The 19578-nt window shown below is 61.7% G+C and carries 17 protein-coding genes; 5 read left to right on the top strand and 12 right to left on the bottom strand.

Features of this window, described 5'->3' with window-relative positions; genetic code table 11:
- Positions 1 to 24 precede the first annotated feature (24 nt).
- From AB6B39_RS07215 to AB6B39_RS07245, 7 genes are all read right to left on the bottom strand, one after another.
- Complete coding sequence (locus AB6B39_RS07215; RefSeq protein ID WP_284369272.1) at positions 25 to 1071, bottom strand: acyltransferase family protein; 1047 nt, start codon at positions 1069 to 1071, stop codon at positions 25 to 27.
- The gene (locus AB6B39_RS07220; RefSeq protein WP_284369271.1) at positions 1071 to 1799 is read right to left on the bottom strand and encodes a PepSY domain-containing protein; all 729 of its coding nucleotides are present in this window, start codon (positions 1797 to 1799) and stop codon (positions 1071 to 1073) included. Before AB6B39_RS07220 ends, AB6B39_RS07215 begins: the two co-directional genes overlap by 1 nt.
- Before the next feature lie 50 nt (positions 1800 to 1849).
- Positions 1850 to 2263: a copper-binding protein gene (locus AB6B39_RS07225; RefSeq protein ID WP_371398732.1), complete on the bottom strand. Its 414-nt coding sequence runs from the start codon at positions 2261 to 2263 to the stop codon at positions 1850 to 1852.
- Positions 2250 to 5432, bottom strand: coding sequence for an efflux RND transporter permease subunit (locus tag AB6B39_RS07230; protein WP_371398733.1), 3183 nt, complete (start codon positions 5430 to 5432; stop codon positions 2250 to 2252). Before AB6B39_RS07230 ends, AB6B39_RS07225 begins: the two co-directional genes overlap by 14 nt.
- On the bottom strand, positions 5432 to 7150 hold the full coding sequence (locus AB6B39_RS07235; protein WP_371398734.1) for an efflux RND transporter periplasmic adaptor subunit: 1719 nt from the start codon (positions 7148 to 7150) through the stop codon (positions 5432 to 5434). The genes AB6B39_RS07230 and AB6B39_RS07235 overlap by 1 nt, the downstream gene beginning before the upstream one ends.
- On the bottom strand, positions 7147 to 8418 hold the full coding sequence (locus AB6B39_RS07240) for a TolC family protein (protein WP_284369267.1): 1272 nt from the start codon (positions 8416 to 8418) through the stop codon (positions 7147 to 7149). Before AB6B39_RS07240 ends, AB6B39_RS07235 begins: the two co-directional genes overlap by 4 nt.
- A 68-nt stretch (positions 8419 to 8486) precedes the next feature.
- On the bottom strand, positions 8487 to 8849 hold the full coding sequence (locus AB6B39_RS07245) for a hypothetical protein (protein WP_284369266.1): 363 nt from the start codon (positions 8847 to 8849) through the stop codon (positions 8487 to 8489).
- Between the two features lie 129 nt (positions 8850 to 8978).
- Between AB6B39_RS07245 and AB6B39_RS07250 the strand changes: the two genes are divergently transcribed.
- Complete coding sequence (locus AB6B39_RS07250; RefSeq protein WP_284369265.1) at positions 8979 to 9632, top strand: DUF305 domain-containing protein; 654 nt, start codon at positions 8979 to 8981, stop codon at positions 9630 to 9632.
- A gap of 6 nt (positions 9633 to 9638) precedes the next feature.
- Here the strand turns inward: AB6B39_RS07250 and AB6B39_RS07255 are convergent, their stop codons facing one another.
- Positions 9639 to 10430: a glutaredoxin family protein gene (locus AB6B39_RS07255; protein ID WP_284369264.1), complete on the bottom strand. Its 792-nt coding sequence runs from the start codon at positions 10428 to 10430 to the stop codon at positions 9639 to 9641.
- A 112-nt stretch (positions 10431 to 10542) separates the two neighbouring features.
- Here AB6B39_RS07255 and AB6B39_RS07260 point away from each other — a divergent pair, with 112 nt between their 5' ends.
- A complete protein-coding gene (locus AB6B39_RS07260) occupies positions 10543 to 10809 on the top strand; it encodes a metal-sensitive transcriptional regulator (RefSeq protein WP_371398735.1) in 267 nt (88 codons plus the stop codon).
- Positions 10810 to 10869: 60 nt separating this feature from the next.
- On the opposite strand, the gene AB6B39_RS07265 is transcribed toward AB6B39_RS07260, so the two are convergent.
- The 4 genes from AB6B39_RS07265 to AB6B39_RS07280 all read right to left on the bottom strand — a co-directional run bounded on the left by AB6B39_RS07265 (position 10870) and on the right by AB6B39_RS07280 (position 17576).
- Entirely contained in the window at positions 10870 to 13956 is a 3087-nt protein-coding gene (locus tag AB6B39_RS07265) for an efflux RND transporter permease subunit (protein ID WP_348520138.1), read from the bottom strand.
- 10 nt (positions 13957 to 13966) lie between these two features.
- Positions 13967 to 15238: an efflux RND transporter periplasmic adaptor subunit gene (locus AB6B39_RS07270; RefSeq protein WP_284369261.1), complete on the bottom strand. Its 1272-nt coding sequence runs from the start codon at positions 15236 to 15238 to the stop codon at positions 13967 to 13969.
- The gene (locus tag AB6B39_RS07275) at positions 15235 to 16530 is read right to left on the bottom strand and encodes a TolC family protein (RefSeq protein ID WP_284369260.1); all 1296 of its coding nucleotides are present in this window, start codon (positions 16528 to 16530) and stop codon (positions 15235 to 15237) included. Before AB6B39_RS07275 ends, AB6B39_RS07270 begins: the two co-directional genes overlap by 4 nt.
- A gap of 587 nt (positions 16531 to 17117) precedes the next feature.
- A complete protein-coding gene (locus AB6B39_RS07280; protein ID WP_371398736.1) occupies positions 17118 to 17576 on the bottom strand; it encodes a MerR family transcriptional regulator in 459 nt (152 codons plus the stop codon).
- 75 nt (positions 17577 to 17651) lie between these two features.
- On the opposite strand from AB6B39_RS07280, the gene AB6B39_RS07285 reads away from it, so the two are divergent.
- The 3 genes from AB6B39_RS07285 to AB6B39_RS07295 all read left to right on the top strand — a co-directional run bounded on the left by AB6B39_RS07285 (position 17652) and on the right by AB6B39_RS07295 (position 19556).
- Positions 17652 to 18245 carry a methyltransferase family protein gene (locus AB6B39_RS07285; RefSeq protein ID WP_284369258.1) on the top strand — a complete coding sequence of 198 codons (594 nt, stop codon included), beginning with the start codon at positions 17652 to 17654 and terminating at the stop codon, positions 18243 to 18245.
- Positions 18242 to 18856: a cation diffusion facilitator family transporter gene (locus AB6B39_RS07290; RefSeq protein ID WP_284369257.1), complete on the top strand. Its 615-nt coding sequence runs from the start codon at positions 18242 to 18244 to the stop codon at positions 18854 to 18856. The genes AB6B39_RS07285 and AB6B39_RS07290 overlap by 4 nt, the downstream gene beginning before the upstream one ends.
- Positions 18857 to 18917: 61 nt before the next feature.
- On the top strand, positions 18918 to 19556 hold the full coding sequence (locus tag AB6B39_RS07295; RefSeq protein ID WP_371398737.1) for a cation transporter: 639 nt from the start codon (positions 18918 to 18920) through the stop codon (positions 19554 to 19556).
- Positions 19557 to 19578 lie beyond the last annotated feature (22 nt).

Consider the following 19578-nt stretch of genomic DNA (forward strand, 5'->3'; position numbering starts at 1 on the left):
ACCGCCCTAGCTCGCGCCCCTGTATTAGCTAATTCTTCGTTTGAGTCTCAGGGAAGGCTTCTCGATCAGATGCCAGGACAGTCCTGCCACCAGAACAAATAACGGAGTCGAAATCACCATAATCTGAATAGGGCCAAGGTCGGGAATGAAAAATAGGACGGCCTGGATAAGAGGGTAATGCCAGATGTAAATGCCATAGGAGTAGTCTGGAAGTCTAAGCAGAGGATCGAACGTCTGATCCGGTAGACCCAGTCGTAGCATCAAGCCTGTCAGGCTGAGTGTTGCGAGAAACTCTCCAATCGGTCCGGCTCCGAAAGCCAGAAATAATCCAAAGACCATTGCAATAGACCACCACGGCGGGCGACGTGCTGCAGGCCAATGCCACAATACCATACCCAGCAAGAAACATGAGGACAGGCGGAAGAAAGGCAGGATCGATGCGGGCAATGAAGATGTATCAATGATATGCGGTAGCAATAGATAGATCGCCGTTGCGCCAGTCCACATCATGAGTGTCGTCGAAAGACGCTTTGCCAACCCAATCGTGAAGGCGACAGCGGCGAGGATGTATGCCGCCATTTCATAGCGTATCGTCCAGAGCGGACCGTTAAAATCCTCTTCGAGATTTCCGGCGAATATGCTGCCTGGCGCGCCTTGAGGGTCACCCATAACGAGAACTCGCAAGACATAACTCCATGTCTCGGCCGAAACGAGATTTGGCAGACCGCCCGGCCTTGAGAATATGGGCGCAAAAATCAACCCGAACGCCAACATGATAACGATGAGCGCTGGGAAAATGCGAAGGAGCCGCGAGGCGGTGTAGGATTTCAGATCATTGCGCGTGGCCAAGCTCTTCATGATCAAGAGTCCCGAAAGAACGAAGAATCCATTCACGGCCATGTAACCGCCCGTCCATTGATGGATTCGGAAAGGCTCATAGCCTGTGGTCGTCAGCCAGAAATGACCGAGTGCGACGAACCCCGCGAGCACCCAACGTATCAAGGTGAAGTGATTCTTCCCGAATAGCGGGTCTGCCTTGGTCAGAGGTTCCGTTGCGAGCGTCGATACCATCACCCCGCCTCCTTCATTTTCCGGCGGCGGTTCAGCGCCGTTCTCAAACGCAAGATGATGAGACAAAGACCAGAGATGAAAAACACGACCGTGACGGTGGCTGTGGCTTTGATCCACCAGCTGTTGAAGTTCTCTCGTGATGACCAGTCCATGATATGCAGGCCCCACATGAGGTCGAAAACACGCCAGAGACCCGTGCGCACGGCCTTCACCTCGCCAGTCGTGGCGTCCACATAGAAGCTGGCCGAATCCGGTTTATCGAATTCAATTCGCCAAACGGGTCCCGCGCGGCCGTATTCGCGCGGCGGATCTGTCTTATAAAGGACAGCCTTTCCCAGTGATCCGTTACCAGCATAGCTGAGACGAGCGATCTGTTCTGCCTGATTGCGCGATAGTGGGCCGACTGTATCCCCTGTCATGGCGCTCCGCACAAAGGTCTCACCCCCGGACTGTATGCGATAGACCAATTGGTCTCCCATGCTCTGCAGCATAATCGTTTCCGCCGTCGGCACGCGCTGCAGCATGTCGGATGGCGAGAGCAGCGCATCATCGATTTGCAAGGCCGTCGGCGTAATTTCCGCTCGCAGATGCGCGCCGCGCACGGTGTCTATCGGGAACAGGGTCATGAAGAGGCCCGAGACGAGCCACAGACCCAGCTGGACACCGATAGCGATCCCCAGCCAGAGATGCAGCTTTCGCACAAACCTGTTCAGCAAAGCCGACGTCATGATCCTGTCTCCCCTAGAACCGCGAGGCGTGTCCGCCGCGGACCCGTGGCCTAGTTCAGGCAGCTCATATCCGTGCCTGTCGTCTCGCAGATTGCGGTGATGCGGTAGGATCCGTCGCGGCCTTTCTTGACGGCAAAGGCGACGCGGTCACCCAACTCGTAATCCGACAGATCGACGCTGCTCATGATGTCGAAACCCATGGTCATGGCATCCATGCCGACGCCTTCGATGCGCTCATGGGCAATCGTGAGGAAATCGCCATTTTCCCCGACCGAGCGGATCGTGCCCGTCGTCATGCCGGTGTCACCCGATGCGGGGGACGTCATGTCCATGCCGGAATGGTCCATGGTGCTGTGGTCCATATCGTCCATTGCGTCGGGCGAACCCGATTTGCCGCAGGCGGCCAGGGTCAGTGCAAGGGCCAGAGGAATGGCCAGGGTCGCGATCGCGTTACGTAACTTCATGGGAGTCTCCTTGGGGTTGGGGTTGGTGAGTGAACTTGCGTCCGATGTAGATCAGATAGAGCGCGGGCACGACAAAAAGCACGAGCACCAAGGTCGAGGCCATGCCGCCGACCATGGGCAGGGCGATGCGGCGCATGACATCCGCGCCCAGACCGTCCGTGAAGAAGACTGGCGCGAGCCCGGCAAAGATGGTCAGCACGGTCATCAGCTTCGGCCGAAGGCGCTGTACGGCACCCCCCACGACGGCGTCGCGCAGTTCGCCTCGGTCGCGCGGCTGTCGCGCGCGGACTTCGGCATCGATATACAGCAGCATGATGACGGCCGTTTCCACCGCGATGCCGCCCAATGCGATGAAGCCGATAGCTACCGCGACGGAGAGGTTGTAGCCCGCCAGCCACACCGCCCACAGCCCGCCGACCAGACCGAACGGCATGGACAGCATGACGAGCAGGGTCCGGTCGAGCCGACCGAAATGCAGCATGAGCAGCAGGAACACGGACAGGATGGCCGCCGGAATGGCGATGCGCAGGCGCGCCTCCGCCTCTTCGAGCTGTTCGTACTGGCCGGAAATGCCCACCGCATAGCCGGGCGGCAAGGCAAGGCCGTCCGCCAGGGTCCGGCGCAGTTCGCCGACATAGCTACCGAGGTCGCGGTCTTCGATGTCCACGAAAACCCAACCCGTCAGGCGCGCATTTTCCGAGCGGATCATGGGTGGCCCCTCCGCGAAGCGGATTTTCGAGACCTCCGAAAGTGTCACGACCGCGCCGCCGGGCGCGGGCACGATCGCCTCGCCAATAGCCTCGGGGCTGTCGCGATATTCAGGCGCATAGCGCAGGAGTATGTCGTAGCGCTCACGGCCTTGCACGCTCTGGGACAGGACTTCCCCGCCAATGGCCGTGCGCACGACGGATTGGAAGGCTGCCATGGAAATGCCGCGCCGCGCGAGCGCTTCGCGGTTTGGGATAATCTCCAGATATTTGCCGCCGAGAACGCGGTCAGCAAAGGCGGAGCGCGTGCCGGGAATGTCCGTGATCAAGCCTTCTGCCTCGCGCGCGAGCCGTTCCAGTTCATCCAGGTCTTCGCCCGTGATCTTCACGCCGATCGGTGTCCGCACGCCCGTGCTCACCATGTCCATGCGTATCTTGATGGGATAGCCCCAGCTATTGACGAGACCAGGAATGGCCAGCCGCTGATCGAGTTCGGCAATGATGTCCTGCGCGTTCAGACCCGGACGCCATTCGCTCTTGGGCTTCAGCTGAATCCACGTCTCGATCATGGATAGGGGCGCGGGGTCGGTTGCGGTGTCCGCGCGGCCGGCCTTGCCGAAGACGCGCTCCACCTCCGGCACGGTTGCGATCAGGCGGTTCGTCTGGCCAAGTAACTCGCGCATCTTGGTCTCGGATACACCCGGAAGCGTCGTCGGCATGTAGAGCAGCTCGCCCTCGTAGAGGGCGGGCATGAACTCCGAGCCCAGATTGCGCGCGGGGATGATAAGGCTCGCAGTCGCGAGAACGGCGAGGGCGACAACACCCCAGCGCAGGCTCAGCGCCCCACGCAGGAGCGGCGTGTAGAGCCAGATGAGCACGCGCATGAGCGGATGGCGGCGTTCGGCGATGAAACGCCCGCGCAGCAACAGCACCACTAGAACCGGCACGAGCGTCACCGAGAGCAGGGCGGCGAATGCCATGGCATAGGTCTTGGTGAAGGCTAGCGGGCTGAACAGGCGGTAGCTTTCACCCGTGAGCGCAAAGACTGGAAGAAAGCTCACCGTGATGATCAGCAGCGAGAAGAAAATGCCGGGCCCGACTTCGCGCGCACTTTCGAGGATGATGCGCTTGCGCTCCTCGCCCACGACCTTGTGGCCCGCATCGGACAGCTTGCGGGCGGCATTCTCGACCAGCACGATCGAGGCGTCCACCATGGCCCCGATGGCGATGGCGATGCCGCCCAGAGACATGATGTTTGCCGTCACGCCCTGGATGTTCATGATCAGGAATGCGCCGACTACGCCCAGGGGAAGCGTAATGACGGCGATCAGGGAGGCGCGGATGTGCAGAAGGAATAGCAGGACAACCAGCGCCACGATCGCCCCTTCCTTGATCAGGGTCTTTCGCAAGTAATCGACTGAACCCTCGATCAGCGGCGCGCGGTCATAGACGGTGACGATTTCCACGCCGTCCGGCAAGCCGCGCGCGACGTCGGCAAGGCGGGCCTTGACCCGGTCGATGACGTCCAACGCATTCTCACCGTCGCGCATTACGACGATACCCGCCACTGTTTCGCCCTCACCGTTCAGTTCCACGACCCCGCGGCGCAGGGCTGGACCTTCGACCACGCGCGCCACGTCTCGCAGGCGAACGGGCGCGCCTTGTCGCGCGAAGATCACGGTCGATGCGAGATCATCCACGCCTCTGACATAGCCGTCTGTGCGCAGGACATATTCGGTCTCGCCGCGCTCGATGACACGCCCGCCCACTTCGATCGACGATGTGCGGATAGTTTCCGCGACCTCCGTCATGGAGAGGCCGAGCGCCCTGAGCCGATTGGGATCGACGAGAACCTGATATTCGCGTTCGAACCCGCCCACGCTTGCGACCTCGGCGACCCCCGCGACGCTGGAGAGTTCCAGCTTGACGAAGAAATCCTGCAGGGCGCGCAGCTCGGCCAGGTCGGTGCGGCCCGAGCGGTCCACCAACCCGTATTGGTAGACCCAGCCCACCCCTGTCGCGTCAGGCCCGATCTCCGGCACGGCGCCTTGCGGCAGGCTTGCGCCAAGTCTTGAGAGCAACTCTAGGACGCGAGAGCGCGCCCAGTATAGATCCACGCCGTCCTCGAACACGACTGTGACGAAGCTCGTGCCGAACATGGAGCTGGCGCGCACGTCTTCCGTGCCGGGCAGGCCGAGGAGTGCGGACGAAAGCGGGTAGGTCACGAGATCTTCAACAACCTGCGGGCTTTGTCCGGGGAAGTCGGTGCGAATGATGACTTGCGTGTCGGTCAGGTCCGGCACGGCGTCGAGCGGCGTCGCCTCGGTCGCGAGCCATCCCGCGACCGCCAGCGCCAGCGCCACCACGATGACGATCAGAGGATTGGCGACCGACCAGCCAATCACTTTCGCCACAGAGGAGTCGGACGGATCGCGACCGGCTATGTCGTGATTGGCACTCATCACTGATGCCCGGCATGGGTGTCGATGTCGCGCGACGGCATTGCCGTACCCTCCATCGGGCCCTCCATCGGATCAGGCCATGGGACAAGGATCGAACCGCCATCGCCGTATGGGTTGCGGGCGGGTCGCGCGTCCTGCAGCCAGCGGCGACCGGACCCTGTGTCCTCGAACATGATCACGCCGCGCGCCGCATAGCTCGACGGCGCTCCCTCCAGCAACCAAGGCTCCAGCGCCCACATCAGCCCGGCGAGAGCAGTGCGGAGGTCTTCCGGAGTGTCCGAGCTTTTGGCCTGCAAGAGCGCGGCTTCTGCTTGGGTCAGGACATCGTTCAGAGCAGTCGCGCCAAAACGTGACCGCAGCGGATCGACAAGCGCCAGGGCTGGATCGACGAAATAGGGATCGATCGCATAGCCGTCGGTCAGCGCTTCGTGGAAATACAGAGCCTGATCCGTGAAGTGGTCGATCTGCGCCAGCGTCGTAGCATCGATCGGCAGTTCGGACAGAGGCGTATCGGCCCCGAACGCGACACCTTGCGAGCGTTGCGCGAAACCGCCTCGCAGATTGGCCTCACTGCCCAGCATGAACTGTCCGCTCACCACGACAAATTCGCCCGCGCTCAGGCCCGACAGAATGGCCGTCCGGTCCCCCGCCGTCTCGCCGATCGTGACCCCACGCGCGATAAACCGGCCTTCGCCCAGTGCGGCGATGACATAGGCTCCCTTGCTGTCCCGCAAGACGGCCTCGGCCGGTACGGACAGGCGCTCGTCGCGCGACAGATTGAAATCGATATCGGCATAGGCTCCGGGACGCAGCCTTCCGTCTGTATTGGGTAGGCTGATGCGCAGCTGGGCCGTTCGGGTCGCCGGGTCGATGGTGGGGTAGATGTAGTCGACCAGACCCTCGCCATTCGCATCGGGCGCGCTCGGAAATTTAAGCGTGAGGGGCAGGCCTTCACGCACCAGCGGAAGTTCGCCTTCCGGAATACGCGCAATCACCCAAACCTCACCATAGTCCTGCAGGCGCAAGACTGGCGTGCCGGGGCGGACATATTCGCCGTCGGCCACCATGATTTCGGCAATCGAGCCGGAACTCTCCGCATAGATCGGCACGCGCTCTACCAATTCCCCAGTTTCCACGACGCGGTCGATGGTCCCGGTCTGCATGCCGAGCGAGGCAAGGCGCTGGCGCACGGAGGCGATCCGGCGCGGATTGCCGATCCGCAGGCTGTTGAGCAGGTCTTTCTGCGCCCCGATCAGCTCGGCACTGTAGATGCGGTAGAGGAGTTGGCCGCGCCGCACGGTGTCTCCCTCGGCCCGCACGCGAAGGTCCGATATCCAGCCTTCCAGTCGCGAGGTTTCCGAGGCCTGCAGGCTCTCATTTGCCTCGACCGTGCCGAAGGCGCGAAGCTCTCGGGAAAAGTCCGTCACGCGCGCGGGCTCGGTCCGCACGCCCAATGTCTGAATAATCTCCGGCGAAACCGCCACGCTGCCATCACCCAGCACGCCGTCGCTGGCTTGCGCAGGCACCAGGTCCATGCCGCAGATCGGGCAGGAGCCGTTAGGATCCTCGCTGATGTAATGCGGATGCATGGGGCAGGTGTAGAGCTGTGCCTCACCCGTTTGAGCCTCGACGGTTTCGACTGCGCTCGGCTTGTCACCGGTGGAGGGTTGTCCGCAGGATGCGAGGGCCACGGCGCTAAGAAGAAGAAAACGTCTCATGGCTGGACCTCCCCGCCATCGAAGCCGCCGACCTGAAGGCCGTTCATTCTGATAATTGCGACGTCTTCGCGCGCGCGTTCGACCACGATGTCTCCCCGCAAGGCCAGCACGGCAATTTCACCGTCGAGGATAGGGGCGTAGCCACCCAGTCCGGATTCATAGACAACCATCCGGTCGGCCAGAGCCTGCCCCACGGCGGCGATCTTGGTTTCGATGACACGCACGGCGTCGCGCGCGGCCAGGCGCTCCGCATCGAGCGCCTCATAGCGCGACAGGGCGGCACGCGCCGCTGTCTGCACATCGGCCATGGCGGCGGAGCGATCGGCCTGGGCCGCACGGAGCTGTGGGTCGAGTTTCTGCTTCTTCCAGAGCGGCACGCTCACCGTCACGCCGATGCTGACCCAGTCGTCGCCATCGAAATTACGCCCGTTTTCACGCTGCTGATAGGTCGCTTGAACACCCCAATCGGGTTTGTAGTCGGCTCGTGCGGCATCGATCCGACTGGAAAAAATACCAATCGTCTCCTGCGCGACCCGCACGGCGTGAAAGGCGGAAGCCTGTGCATTCCACTCGCGCAAAGAGGGATCTATGTTGATCCCAACAGGGACAATTTCCACCAGCTCGCGCAGTCGCGCCTCGGCTTGACGTTGTTCGGCCCGCAACGCGACGCGGCTGCGTCCGACTTCGGCCCGCTCGCCCTCGATTTCAGCCAAGCGGAAGAGCGACGGCTGGCCCGCATCGACCTCTGCCAGGACGATCTCATCGAGCTCGGCATATTTTGCGAGACGGGCGTCGAGCAGGACGAGCTGGTCCTGCAGCCGCTGCAGGGTGACCAGCTGCACACGCAGATCCGCGCGGAGTTCCGCCAGCCGCGCCGCACGCGCGGCGTCGAGGCGGCTTGCGCGGGCAAAGGCCTCGTCCCGGACAGCGTCGCGACGGTCTCCATTGGGAAAGCGCTGGCGCAGGCCGATCGACTTGTTGGTCGGCAGATATTCAGTGAAGGAGGGGTCAAATAGCGGGAAATTGTTCAATCCCATCGTGATTTCGGGATCGGGCAGCGCAGTCGCAGCCGACCCGCGCTCTCGCTCCGCGTCCGCCCGCAGGTTGAAGGCATCGAGCTGCGGATAGGCGCGCAGCCGCGCATCCAGCTCTGACAAGCTGACCTGAGACAAGTTTGTCTGGGGCGAGCTTGCCTGCGCGAAAGAGGGCGCAGGGATTGTGAGAAGAACGGCAAAGCCTGCGAATGTTTTGTAAATGAACGGGCGCATGGGGCGCTCCAATGATCGGAAGACACGGGTGAACAATCCGGCACGAAAGGCCGGGGTGAACCCGAAGTCTAGATCAGAAGGCGCTGGGAGCTGGCGGGATGGCCGGTCCGGCTCGCGGGACTTCGCGGCGGTGGCCCTGTGGCCGGCGGAGTAACCCGGACCGGAAGGCGAGCCGCAGCCGGCACGATGGCTGAATGCCCTATCGTGTCCGATTTCACCGTTTGAAGCGATGTCGCGGCCTGCTCGATGACGGGTTCGTCGGCGCAGTCTGCACAATCGTCGTGGTCGCTGAGCGGAGCCGCAGGCACATCGTGGCATGATGGTGCGGTCTGAACGGCAGCCGCGTCACCGGTCAGGCAACATGCCATGACCGGGTGGGCCAGCGCCAGCACAGCCATGAAGGCCGTCAGGATATGGGCAAACGCGCGCATTATGCGAGATCTACCACAGTCGTATCAATTTTTCCAAACACGCTCATCGGAACCAGTTTAGGGCTTTTCTGTTATATGGGCAAGATACCTGTTAGGGGTATCAACGAGATCGTGATCCGGAGAGAGTCCATGGCCAATATCGACGTGCGCAAAGCGCCCCACCAGAACATGGAAATCAGCGAAACTGCCTCAGATCATGCTCGAATGGGTCACGCCAAGATGAATAAAGACGGAAACTACCTCGTCTTTTTCTCGATGATCGGCACATCGGCTGTTCTGATGTATTTTCTGATGTTCCTCAACATCGACCGGGCCGAACATGTCGTTCTGTCGGAGATCCGCACCTATATGACGTTCATCATGGCCTCGGTCATGACGGTCGTCATGCTCGCCTTCATGCTGAACATGTACAAGAACAAGCTCTACAATCTGCTGATCGTAGCAGGTGCGGCCTTGCTGTTTGTGGTCTCGCTCTGGCTCGTGCGCTCCCAGGACACTGTGCAGGATGAAAGCTGGATGACGTCTATGATCCCGCACCACTCGGTCGCCGTCATGACCAGTTCAAATGCCGAGTTTTTCGACTACCGCGTGGCCGAGCTCGCTGCCGAGATCGTCGAAGTGCAGGAGCACGAGATCGCCCTGATGGAATGGCTGCTCGCCGACATCAAGGCCAACGGACCGGCTCGGACCCCGGAAGACGCGGATCGCCGCGCAGCGCCTGAAGAGTTTCCCGGCGTTCCGAAGGCGGAAAGCATTATCGGCGATATCTACGTGACGCCCTAAGCGAAATTAGGTGATCAGCTTCGCCAACATCCAGACTCCCATGGCGACCATCATGACGTTTTCGGTCAGGCTGACGGCCCCGAGCGGGACATTGGAGCCGCCGCCCACACAGGCGCATTTCAGCTCCCGCTTCTCAATATAGACCGCCTTGAACACGCTCCAGGCGCCGATCGCACCAATGAAGAGCGCCACGGGTGCGCCCACCCAGCCATAGCCATTTGTGAGCATCATGATGCCCGCGAAGGCTTCTGCGAAGGGATAGATATAGGCATAAGGCACCCAGCGCTTGGCAAGCAGGTCGTAGCCGAGGAAGCCCGAGCTAAAGCCTTCCAGATCACGCAACTTCTGGATCGCTAGCACACACATTGAAAGGGCGATGAAGTCCACCACCCAGCCCATCAGCGTCGGTCCGGGTCGGCCGATTCCCATCGCTGTGGCCATCAACGCTGTCATCGCAAAGATTGCAATGATAGGCGTGTAGGTCGTTTCGCCCTTTTCCAGCACCTTCAGCCCGAAGTGCTTCTTCAGATCCGTGTAACCCCCAATCCGCTCGCCTTCGATGAAGGTCTGCGGCGTGGTTTTCACGTCAAACTCTGCCTTTATCGCGTCCTGTTGCTCCCGGGTGGTGATGTGCCGATCATCGACGGTAAAACCTTTGCGCTCCAGCAGGCTCTTCGCCTTCAGCCCGAAAGGGCAGGTGTGCCCTGGCATGACCATGCGATACAGCACGGCCGTCTTTCCCGTTGCGGCGGAGACTGGATTGGATGAATATTCATCCCCTAAAACCAAATTGTCCATGGCGTTCTCGATACGGTGGGTAGGTATATTTATCATACGCGGTTTCAGCTGTCATCGTTCCACACCGTGTCGGCGTCTTGCACTGGTCTCACAGGCCACCTAGGAATGCGCCATGGCCTGCAAATCAGCGATAAACAAACTCAAGCGGGTAGAAGGCCAAGTGCGCGGAATCATCCGCATGATCGAAGACGATCGTTACTGCATCGATGTCCTGACGCAGATGCAGGCGGTAAAGGCGGCGCTCGCCCGCGCTGAGAGCGAAATCCTCAAAAACCACGCCAAGACCTGCATCCACGACTCGGTGGTCGAGGGAAATGCAGGCGATATCGAAGCCAAGGTCGGTGAACTGGTCGACCTTTTCGACAAGCTCAAACGCTAGGTCACGCTCGCCAGCCTATAAATTGCACCGCTTGCCTTCCGACCAAGCCAACCGCCTCGACTAGACAGTTGGCAAGTCATGTCCCGGCGCAAACCAACGGTGTAGTGCGGGCATGACCAGAAGCGTCAGGAGCGTCGAAGAGACCAGCCCGCCTGTCACGACGACCGCCAAGGGACGCTGGAGTTCCGCGCCCACGCCGGTTGCGAAGAGGAGCGGTGCGAGACCGAGCGCCGTGGTGAGCGCCGTCATCAGGACCGGTCGAGCGCGCAGGCCCGCCGCCTCGATGGCCAGCGTATCGCGGTCGCGGCCTTCTCTCGCAAAGGCATCCATGAAGCTCACCAGCACCATGCCGTTTCCGAGCGCGATACCGAACAGGGCGATGAAACCGACCGTGGCAGGCACGGACAGGGGCAGGCCCGTCAGCCACAGAGCCAGTGCGCCGCCCGTCAGGGCCAGAGGTATATTGAGCAGGATCAGCACTGCGGATTGCAGCCGGCCGAAGGTCAGCAGCAGGATGAGCAGCACGATCGCGAGCGTGATCGGGATGACGACCTTGAACCGAGCATTGGCCTGTTGCTGGAGTTCGAACTGTCCGCCCCAGACGAGACGATAGCCGGGCGGCAGGTCGAGTTCGGACTGTGTCAGCGCCTGGGCCTCGCCCACGAATGACCCGATGTCACGTCCGCGCACATTGGCCTGGACGGTGATGAACCGCTCGCCGTCCTCGCGGGTGATCTGTCGCGGACCGATAAGGCGTTCGACGGATGCGACGGCTTCCAGAGGAACGCGCGCGCCCGATGGCGACTCCAGAATGATCCGGCTGATGTCCTCCGGCGTCGCACGCCTGTCCTCCGTAAGGCGCACGACGATCGGAAACTGCCGCACGCCCTCGAACAAGGCACCGGCTTCGGCACCTCCGACTGAGGCGCGCAGGGCGTTGAGCGCATCATCGACGCTCAAGCCGTAGCGCCCCAGAGCGACACGGTCGGTCGTCACAATCAGCTGGGGCGAGCCCGTCACCTGATCGGCTTGAACTTCGGATGCGCCTTCGACCTGCTGCAACAGGCCCGTCAGGTCTTGCGCCGCATCTGCCAGAACGTCGCTATCGGGGCCGAAGATCTTGACGGCGAGCTCGGCCCGCGTTCCGGTCAGGAGTTCATCGACCGACATGGCGATGGGCTGGCCGATATTGACGACGATGCCGGGGAAGGCCTCAAGGTTTTCCGAGATCTCCGTGCGCAGGTCTTCCGGCGTAACGCCGGGTCGCCATTCGCTTCGCGGATGAAGCTGGACGAAGCTCTCGGCGCTATTGGTCGGATCGGCATGGGCCCCGACCTCGCCGCGCCCGACGCGGGTGACGACCGACTGGATCTCCGGGAAGGCCGCAAGCAGTCGGGTCTCGATCTGCGTCGTCGTCTTGGCGGCCTCGGTGAGCGAGATCGACGGGGCCATGGTGATGCGCAGCAGGATGTCGCCTTCTTCGAGCGCCGGGGTGAACTCGGACCCCAATCGCGAGCCTGCCAGTCCACCGACGACCAAGAGGACACCCGCGAGCAGCAAGGCGGCCCAGCGCCGACGCACGAACACGCCGGACAGCCGCGCCGTGTAGCGCGCCAGTCTTGAAGGCCTGGGCTCCGCCTTGGACTTTAGGCCCCGCCGCATGAACAGGGTCGCCAGGGGCGGTGCGATGAAGAAAGCGTAGAGCAGAGAGCCGAACATGGCGAGCGCCGCCGATGCGGCCAGAGGCCGGAAGGTCTTTCCCTCGACGCCTTGCAACGAGAAAAGCGGGAGGAAGACGACGATGACCACGGCGACCGCCGCAATGAGCGGAGCCACGACTTCCGCCGTGGACCGCGCGACGATGTCCTGTCGATCGGCGTCCAATCGATCCTCGCGCAGGCCGCGGTCCACATTCTCGGTGATGACGATCGCGCCATCGACCATCATGCCGATGGCAATCGCAACGCCGCCGAGAGACATGAGGTTGGCGCTGATGCCCAGCATCTGCATGGCGATGAATGCGAAGCCGACGGAAAACGGAATGGATAGAACGACCACGAGACTCGGCCTCCAGCCACCTAGAAAGATGAAGACGACCAGCGCGACCAGGAGCGCGCCTTGCCACAGAGCCGTCGTCACCGTTGCAGCGGCCTTGTTCACCAAAGTGCCCTGATCGTAATAGGGGATGGCCACGACGCCTTCGGGCAGGGTCGCATTGATCTCGTCGAACCGCGTCTTGACCAGTTTGATGACATCGGACGTGTTCGTCCCGTAGAGTTTGAGTACCAGCCCCGCGACGACTTCGCCCTCGCCATTGGCCGTTGCCAGACCTTGTCGGACACCGCCGCCGATCTCCACCCGGCCCAGGTCACGCACGCGGATAGGGCGCCCATCCGTCACGGACACAACGATCTCACCAAGGTCTTTGACCGACTGCGCGAGTCCGACTCCGCGAATGGTGTACTGCTCGGAACCCAATTCGAGGAATTGCGCACCTTCCGTGCGGTTGCCTTTCTCCAGCGCGTCGATCACCGCGTCGATCGGAACGTCATAGGACAGGAGCGCGTCCGGGTTGAGGTTGACCTGATATTGCTTTTCATATCCGCCGAGCGACAGGACTTCGGTCACGCCCGTCACGGTCTGGAGCTGATATTTCACGATCCAGTCCTGGATCTCGCGCATTTCCACGAGATTGCGCGTGCCGGTCTGATCCTCCAGTCGGAAATAGAGGATGATGCCAAGACCCGTGGAGATCGGCCCCATCTTCGGTTCGCCAAAGCCTTCCGGGATGGTCTCGCGCGCCTGGGCCAGCCTTTCGCCGACAACTTGGCGCGCAAAATATATGTCCGTGCCATCCTCGAAATAGATGTTCACGACCGACAGGCCGAAATTCGACACGGACCGCATATTGTCGATCTTGGGCAGGCCCGCCATTGCCGTCTCGATGGGGAAAGTGACGTAGCGTTCGACCTCTTCCGGGGCGAGGCCTTCCGTCTCGGTGAAGACCTGGACCAGCGACGGTGTCACATCCGGGAAGGCATCGACGGGCAGCGCGCGGAAGGCGAACAGGCCGCCCAGGGTCAGGGCCAGTGCCGCGATGACCGCAAGCAAGCGGCCTCCGGCAATCTTGTGCATCAGGGTTTGCATCTTCGCGTCCTCAGTGATCGTGTCCGCCACCAAAGGCGTCTTTTTCGAGTTGCGATTTCAGTGTGAACGACCCGGCGGACACGAAGCGATCTCCGGCCCTGAGACCCGCGAGAATCTCGACCTGGCCCTGGCTGCGCTGACCGGTCTGCACGGGGACGGGTTTGAACCCGTCTTCATAAGGCATGAAAACCGAGGCCCTGCCTTCAACGGTCTGCACGGCTGACTCCGGAATCTGTAAAACCGGTGAGCTCTGGCCCGTCGAGATGTCAGCCGTCACGAATTGTCCGGGCCGGAACACGCGATCCGCATTGTCGACGACGATGCGGGCGGTTGCCGTGCGCGATCTCTCGTCGATAATGGGGAGAACGAATGCGATCTTGGAGTTCCCCAACGTCTGGCCCGACGTATCCCGCAGCGTGACGGGCGCACCGTCTCGCACGCGCCCAATGTCGTCCTTGAACACGGCGATGTCGGCCCAGACGACGCTCTCATCCACGATGGTGAAAAGCGGTGCTGCGCCAGCGTCGCCAGCTGACACCGTTTCACCCAAAGCGACGGCGCGGCGCACCACGCGACCCGCGATGGGGGCCAGTAGAAATGAATTGGCATTGTCGCCATCGGCGGCCGTGTCCACGCGCTGCAAGGCGGCATCGCTGATACCTGCGGCGTGCAGTTCGTTCTCCGCCGCATCGCTCACAGCCTGTGCGGCTTCGAACTCCGCGCGCGCCGCCTGCAGGTCGGCTTCCGATGTTATCTTGTCAGAAAACAGAGCCTCTTCGCGCGTCAGTGCCTTACGAGCGAGAGACTCGCGCGTTTTCGCCTTTTGCCATTCGGCTTTCAGGCTCGCGAGCTCCCGGCTCTGAATCAGCGCAAGACGGTCGCCGCGTCGGACGATGTCGCCTTCGCCAGCGTAAAGCCGTGCCACGATACCACTGACTCTCGGCGAGAGATTGGCCATGCGATCGGCATCGAAACGGATTTCGGCCGGCAGGGACAGTGTCTGGGACAAGGGCGCAGTCGCCGCCGTCGCAATCTCGATTCCCGCCGCCGTCTGCGCCTCGGCATCGATCCTGACGACATCGCCATCATCTTCATGATCGTCGTCATCGTCGTGTGCGTCGTGATCATCATGGCCGTCGTCGCCATGGTCATCATGACGGACGTCGTCATGCGCGTGTTCGGTGTTGGGTGTCACGCCACCTTCTTGACGAACAGGTTGAGAGCAGGCGCTCAGCAGGAGGGCAAAGGCCAGGAAAAGGCCGTTCAGATGAGATTGGGTCATTGGAAGTCACCTTGGAAGGGGGCCGCGCCGAGCAGGCTGTTCAAGCGCATGCGAGCGGCGGCCAGATCGCGCCGGGCCTGTATCGCGCTGGTATTGGCCGCGATAAGACCCTTGCGGGCGTCGAGCGTGGTCGTGAGGTCGAAGCGCCCGGCGGTGTAGCCTTTTACGGACGCTTCATAGGCGGCGCGGGCGGCCGGGACGGCGGTCTGCTCATAGACCTGAACCCTGTCGGATGCGGCCCGGACCTGTTGACGGGCCGCAGCCTCGTCGGCGCGCAAACGCGCTTCGGTGGCGACGGCATTCATTCGGGCCGCATCGCGCCGGAGCTCGGAGGCGCGCGCAGCATCTTCGTTCTTGTCGAACAGGGGCAGCGGCACGCTCAGTCCCAGAACGAAGGCATTGTCGTTGGAACCCTCGAACCGACGAAGGCCTCCGCTGACGGTCAGGTTCGGCGTGCCGTTCGCCAATGCGGAGCGACGCTCGGCGTCACGAAGCTGCTCTGTCGCGTCCGCAAGCGCGAGCAAGGGATGCTCGGTCGCAGACGCTGTCGAGAGGGCCGCCCTATCCGGTTGCGGGAGCTGATCGACAGGAAGGATAAAGCGAGGGGCCGGCTCGCCCCAGAGCGAAGCGAGCTCGTAGCGCAAGGTCTCGACGCGCGCTCGGGCCGCAACGGCTTCGGCTTGCAAGCTCGCGGCATCCGCCTGAGCGCGAGACAGTTCGGGCGGTGCTGCCGCTCCCGCCGTGACGCGCTTGTCCACGGTCTCGGACAGGGATTGCGAAAGGCTGCTGGCTTCCTCCGCCAGGCGCGCGAGTTCGATCGCCGCAACAAGCTCGTAGAAGACGAGCGCGGTCTGCAGCTCGGACGCTCGCAAAACGACCTCGCATTCGGCGAGGCCGAGAGACTGATTGGCGCGTGCCGCCTGTTCGCGCTTTGCGCGCTTGCCGCCGAGCTCAAATGTCTGTGCGTAGCTGAGTGTCGTCTCGTTCTGGCCGAATCCGCCCAACGAACCGGAACCCCCGAAATTCTCGATTTCGAGATCGAGCGTCGGGTTGAGACGGCGCCCGGCCTGGTCGGCTTCGGCACCCCGCGCCCGGACTTCCAAAGCCGCAGCGCGAACGGCAGGCGAAGCTTCGCGAACGCGCGACAGCGCGGCCTGCAGGGTAATGGGTGCGCCATCGAACGCGACGGTTGTTGACGACACCTGAGTGCCGTCGCACGGAGATGCGAGCGCCCAAGCCGGTAGGGCGAGCGTCAGCAGAACGCCTGCGGCGCTCTTGCAAAATCTGGACATAAAAAGGGTTCCTCAAACAAAATCAGATGACAGGACAAGCGGCACTCAGATGCGCGCCGTGCTGAAATCGGATCAGGTTCGGGGAGGTCGGAAGAGTTCGGAAGGGCCGTCACGAGGTGCGGCGGTGTTGGGTCCCAAAAGCGGTTTGGCCAACTCGACCAACGTAAATCCGCCGCTTCCAAGCCCCTGGCCAACCAGATGGATATGACACGACCCACAGGAATGAGTGTGGTGGTCATGGCCGTCGTCACCCTCGTCGTGGGGAACATCGTCAACAGGGCTTGTGTCGATTAACGCATGCAATGTTTGGCCGGACTGACTGTTCTCGCATTGCGCTTCAGCCGGATCGACCGGGTGGATGTCGGACGCAAGCGCGCCCACACTCATCAGCGATGAGAGCAGAAGGGTCATCCAGACCCTCGCAGAGCATATGACGGTCAAAAGACGCTTCATTGAAATCAGACTACCGCAACTTCCTTAATTTATACGCTTCGAGGTCATGGTTCGTTTCACGAGCCCCGGAGTGCAACGGTGAGGTGATGCCCTACACCCTCCAGCCACTAGAGGGGCAAGGGCTTATTTCAGGCTTAAAGCTCAATGGGACCAACTTTCGCGCCATGTCCGACATGATCATTGGGTGCGCAATGCGTGTGATCGCCAAGAACCTGCAGGATATGGCAAGCTCCGACCGTGCCTCCCGCGCAGCTCGCGATCATGCGCTCCAGCTCGGTTTCGAGTAGTTTCAACCGTGACAGGCGACTGCGGACGCGCGCAAGGTTGTCCCTCGCGATAGCGTCGACGCTATCGCAATCTCTGTCCGGATCATCCTGCAATGTCACGAGATCGCGAATGGCCGGGATATCGAAGCCAAGTTCTCGGGCGTGCCGGATGAAGTTCAACCGGTCGATGGCATCACTGCCGTAACGCCGTTGCCCGCTATCCGAGCGCCCTGGCTCGGCGAGCAGTCCGATCAACTCGTAATAGCGAATGGTGGTCACTTTCACGCCTGTGGCTGCGGCGACTTTTCCGATGGTGAGCGTTGCCATGACTTTTTCCCCTTGCCTCTACAGCGACTGTAGATGTTAGCCAGGATGTCCACCGAAGCAAGAGGCGCATACGACATGATGGAACCGGGATATCTCAAAACCGTCTTGATCGGCCTGATAATCGCCAATGGCGTCCTGGCCTGTCTTTTCGGCGTGCTGGCCAAACGCAGCTTTCGGACCCGGGGGCATCTCACATCTCTCATGGGGGTCTGGTCGGGTATTGCGATGCACGGCCACGCGCTCATGACCTTTGCAATGAGCTGGCTCGACCGGGGAGCGCTCTATGAGACGCGCTTGATCACGACCGCGCTCGGTCTCGCCTTCATGGCGTCCGGTATCGCAGCCATTGCAGCGGGCCGTCGCGCCTATGGCGATATTGCGCGGGTCTACGGTCTGAAAGAAGATGTGCTGATCGAATCCGGTATCTATCGCTGGACGCGCAATCCGCAATATCTCGGATATTATCTTCTTCTCCTGGGAAGCGCGGTCGCCAGCGGATCCGCCATCGCTTTTCTCTTCGTCATTATTTTCTTCATCCTGATCCATGCGGGTGTCGTGCTGGTCGAGGAGCCGCATCTCCGGCAGGTCTTTGGTGCCGACTACGGAACCTATACCCAGCGAGTCGCGCGCTATTTCGGACCTCGCTGGTCCGGGGCGGCGCAGACATGACCGACGCATGCGGGTGCAGCGCCGACACCGATCTGGCCATCCGGTCTCCGGCCTACAGACGAGCCTTATGGATCGTTGTCGTCCTGAACCTGGGCTACGCCGTCATCGAGTTCGCCGGTGGCTGGCTGTCGGGATCGCAGGCCCTCAAAGCCGATGCGCTGGATTTTCTCGGCGACGGTCTGATCAGCCTTCTGGCACTGATCGCGCTGGCCTGGCCTGCTGCGTGGCGTGCCCGGACCGCCCTGTTGCAAGGTCTGTTTCTCGGCGGTCTCGGCGCGCTTGTTGTCGTGTCGACCGTCTACCGGTTCTGGAGTCCGTCGCCAGTCGAGACGCTGTCCATGGGCGCGTTCGCCCTTGGTGCCCTGATCGTCAATCTTGTCTCGGTCGTGCCGCTTTTGCCCTTCAAGGACGGCGACGCCAATATGCGGGCGATCTGGCTGTTTTCCCGAAACGACGCGCTCGGCAACGTCGCCGTCATCATGGCCGCTGGTCTTGTCTGGTGGATAGGCACATCCTGGCCGGACACCGTCGTCGCGCTCGGAATCGCCGCCCTGTTTCTCCAGTCGTCCTACCTCATCATCCGCGACGCCCGCCGCGAGCTTGCGGCGTGACTTTGCAACCGATGCTCTCGTTCGCCGTTGAAAGATCGGATAATTTCTCGAAGGATTTTTCATGAGCGGTGAAGTCATTGACGTCGATACGCCAGAAAAGCGCAAGACGCTCTGGATCGTGCTTTGGCTTAACGTCGCGATTGCCGTCGGCTTTTTTATTACCGGATTTATTGGCAACTCGAACGCACTCTTCGCCAATGGCCTCGACAATACATCCGATGCCGCTGTCTATGCGCTGAGCCTGCTGGCCCTCACGCGGTCCCGCGTCTGGAAACGCGGCGCGGCGCGCCTGTCCGGCATCATGCTTCTGGTCTTCTCCGCAGGCGTCATCATCGATGCGGTCCGGCGTTTTCTCGAAGGCTCCGATCCCGTTGGGATCATGATGATGGGCATGGCGGCCGTGGCGGGCATCGTGAACCTCATCAGCTTGGTCTTGCTGAAGAGACTTCAAAACCGCGACGTCAATCTTCGAGCCGCCACCACCTTCAGCTTCAACGACTTCGTCGCCAATGGCGGCATTTTTCTCGCAGGGATCGTCGTCCTGTTCGCAGGCGCCAATTGGCCCGACCTCGTGGTCGGGATCGCCGTGGCCGGGATTGCGCTTTACGGCGGGATCGAAATCCTGCGCGACGCGCATGGCGACATGCACGAAGACGCGCAGACAGCTCACACCTCCCTCACGGATGGTTTTCGAAAATAAATTAGGTACGGCTCTTTCGAGC

It is taken from the genome of Algimonas porphyrae (assembly GCF_041429795.1).
In the GTDB taxonomy this organism is placed as follows: Bacteria; Pseudomonadota; Alphaproteobacteria; order Caulobacterales; family Maricaulaceae; genus Litorimonas; species Litorimonas porphyrae.

What these genes read in the sequence shown, in the direction of transcription:
- AB6B39_RS07215 (WP_284369272.1), bottom strand. Translation starts at nt 1,071, where the DNA reads ATGGTATCGACGCTCGCAACGGAACCTCTGACCAAGGCAGACCCGCTA.
- AB6B39_RS07220 (WP_284369271.1), bottom strand. Translation starts at nt 1,799, where the DNA reads ATGACGTCGGCTTTGCTGAACAGGTTTGTGCGAAAGCTGCATCTCTGG.
- AB6B39_RS07225 (WP_371398732.1), bottom strand. Translation starts at nt 2,263, where the DNA reads ATGAAGTTACGTAACGCGATCGCGACCCTGGCCATTCCTCTGGCCCTT.
- AB6B39_RS07230 (WP_371398733.1), bottom strand. Translation starts at nt 5,432, where the DNA reads ATGAGTGCCAATCACGACATAGCCGGTCGCGATCCGTCCGACTCCTCT.
- AB6B39_RS07235 (WP_371398734.1), bottom strand. Translation starts at nt 7,150, where the DNA reads ATGAGACGTTTTCTTCTTCTTAGCGCCGTGGCCCTCGCATCCTGCGGA.
- AB6B39_RS07240 (WP_284369267.1), bottom strand. Translation starts at nt 8,418, where the DNA reads ATGCGCCCGTTCATTTACAAAACATTCGCAGGCTTTGCCGTTCTTCTC.
- AB6B39_RS07245 (WP_284369266.1), bottom strand. Translation starts at nt 8,849, where the DNA reads ATGCGCGCGTTTGCCCATATCCTGACGGCCTTCATGGCTGTGCTGGCG.
- AB6B39_RS07250 (WP_284369265.1), top strand. Translation starts at nt 8,979, where the DNA reads ATGGCCAATATCGACGTGCGCAAAGCGCCCCACCAGAACATGGAAATC.
- AB6B39_RS07255 (WP_284369264.1), bottom strand. Translation starts at nt 10,430, where the DNA reads ATGGACAATTTGGTTTTAGGGGATGAATATTCATCCAATCCAGTCTCC.
- AB6B39_RS07260 (WP_371398735.1), top strand. Translation starts at nt 10,543, where the DNA reads ATGGCCTGCAAATCAGCGATAAACAAACTCAAGCGGGTAGAAGGCCAA.
- AB6B39_RS07265 (WP_348520138.1), bottom strand. Translation starts at nt 13,956, where the DNA reads ATGCAAACCCTGATGCACAAGATTGCCGGAGGCCGCTTGCTTGCGGTC.
- AB6B39_RS07270 (WP_284369261.1), bottom strand. Translation starts at nt 15,238, where the DNA reads ATGACCCAATCTCATCTGAACGGCCTTTTCCTGGCCTTTGCCCTCCTG.
- AB6B39_RS07275 (WP_284369260.1), bottom strand. Translation starts at nt 16,530, where the DNA reads ATGTCCAGATTTTGCAAGAGCGCCGCAGGCGTTCTGCTGACGCTCGCC.
- AB6B39_RS07280 (WP_371398736.1), bottom strand. Translation starts at nt 17,576, where the DNA reads ATGGCAACGCTCACCATCGGAAAAGTCGCCGCAGCCACAGGCGTGAAA.
- AB6B39_RS07285 (WP_284369258.1), top strand. Translation starts at nt 17,652, where the DNA reads ATGATGGAACCGGGATATCTCAAAACCGTCTTGATCGGCCTGATAATC.
- AB6B39_RS07290 (WP_284369257.1), top strand. Translation starts at nt 18,242, where the DNA reads ATGACCGACGCATGCGGGTGCAGCGCCGACACCGATCTGGCCATCCGG.
- AB6B39_RS07295 (WP_371398737.1), top strand. Translation starts at nt 18,918, where the DNA reads ATGAGCGGTGAAGTCATTGACGTCGATACGCCAGAAAAGCGCAAGACG.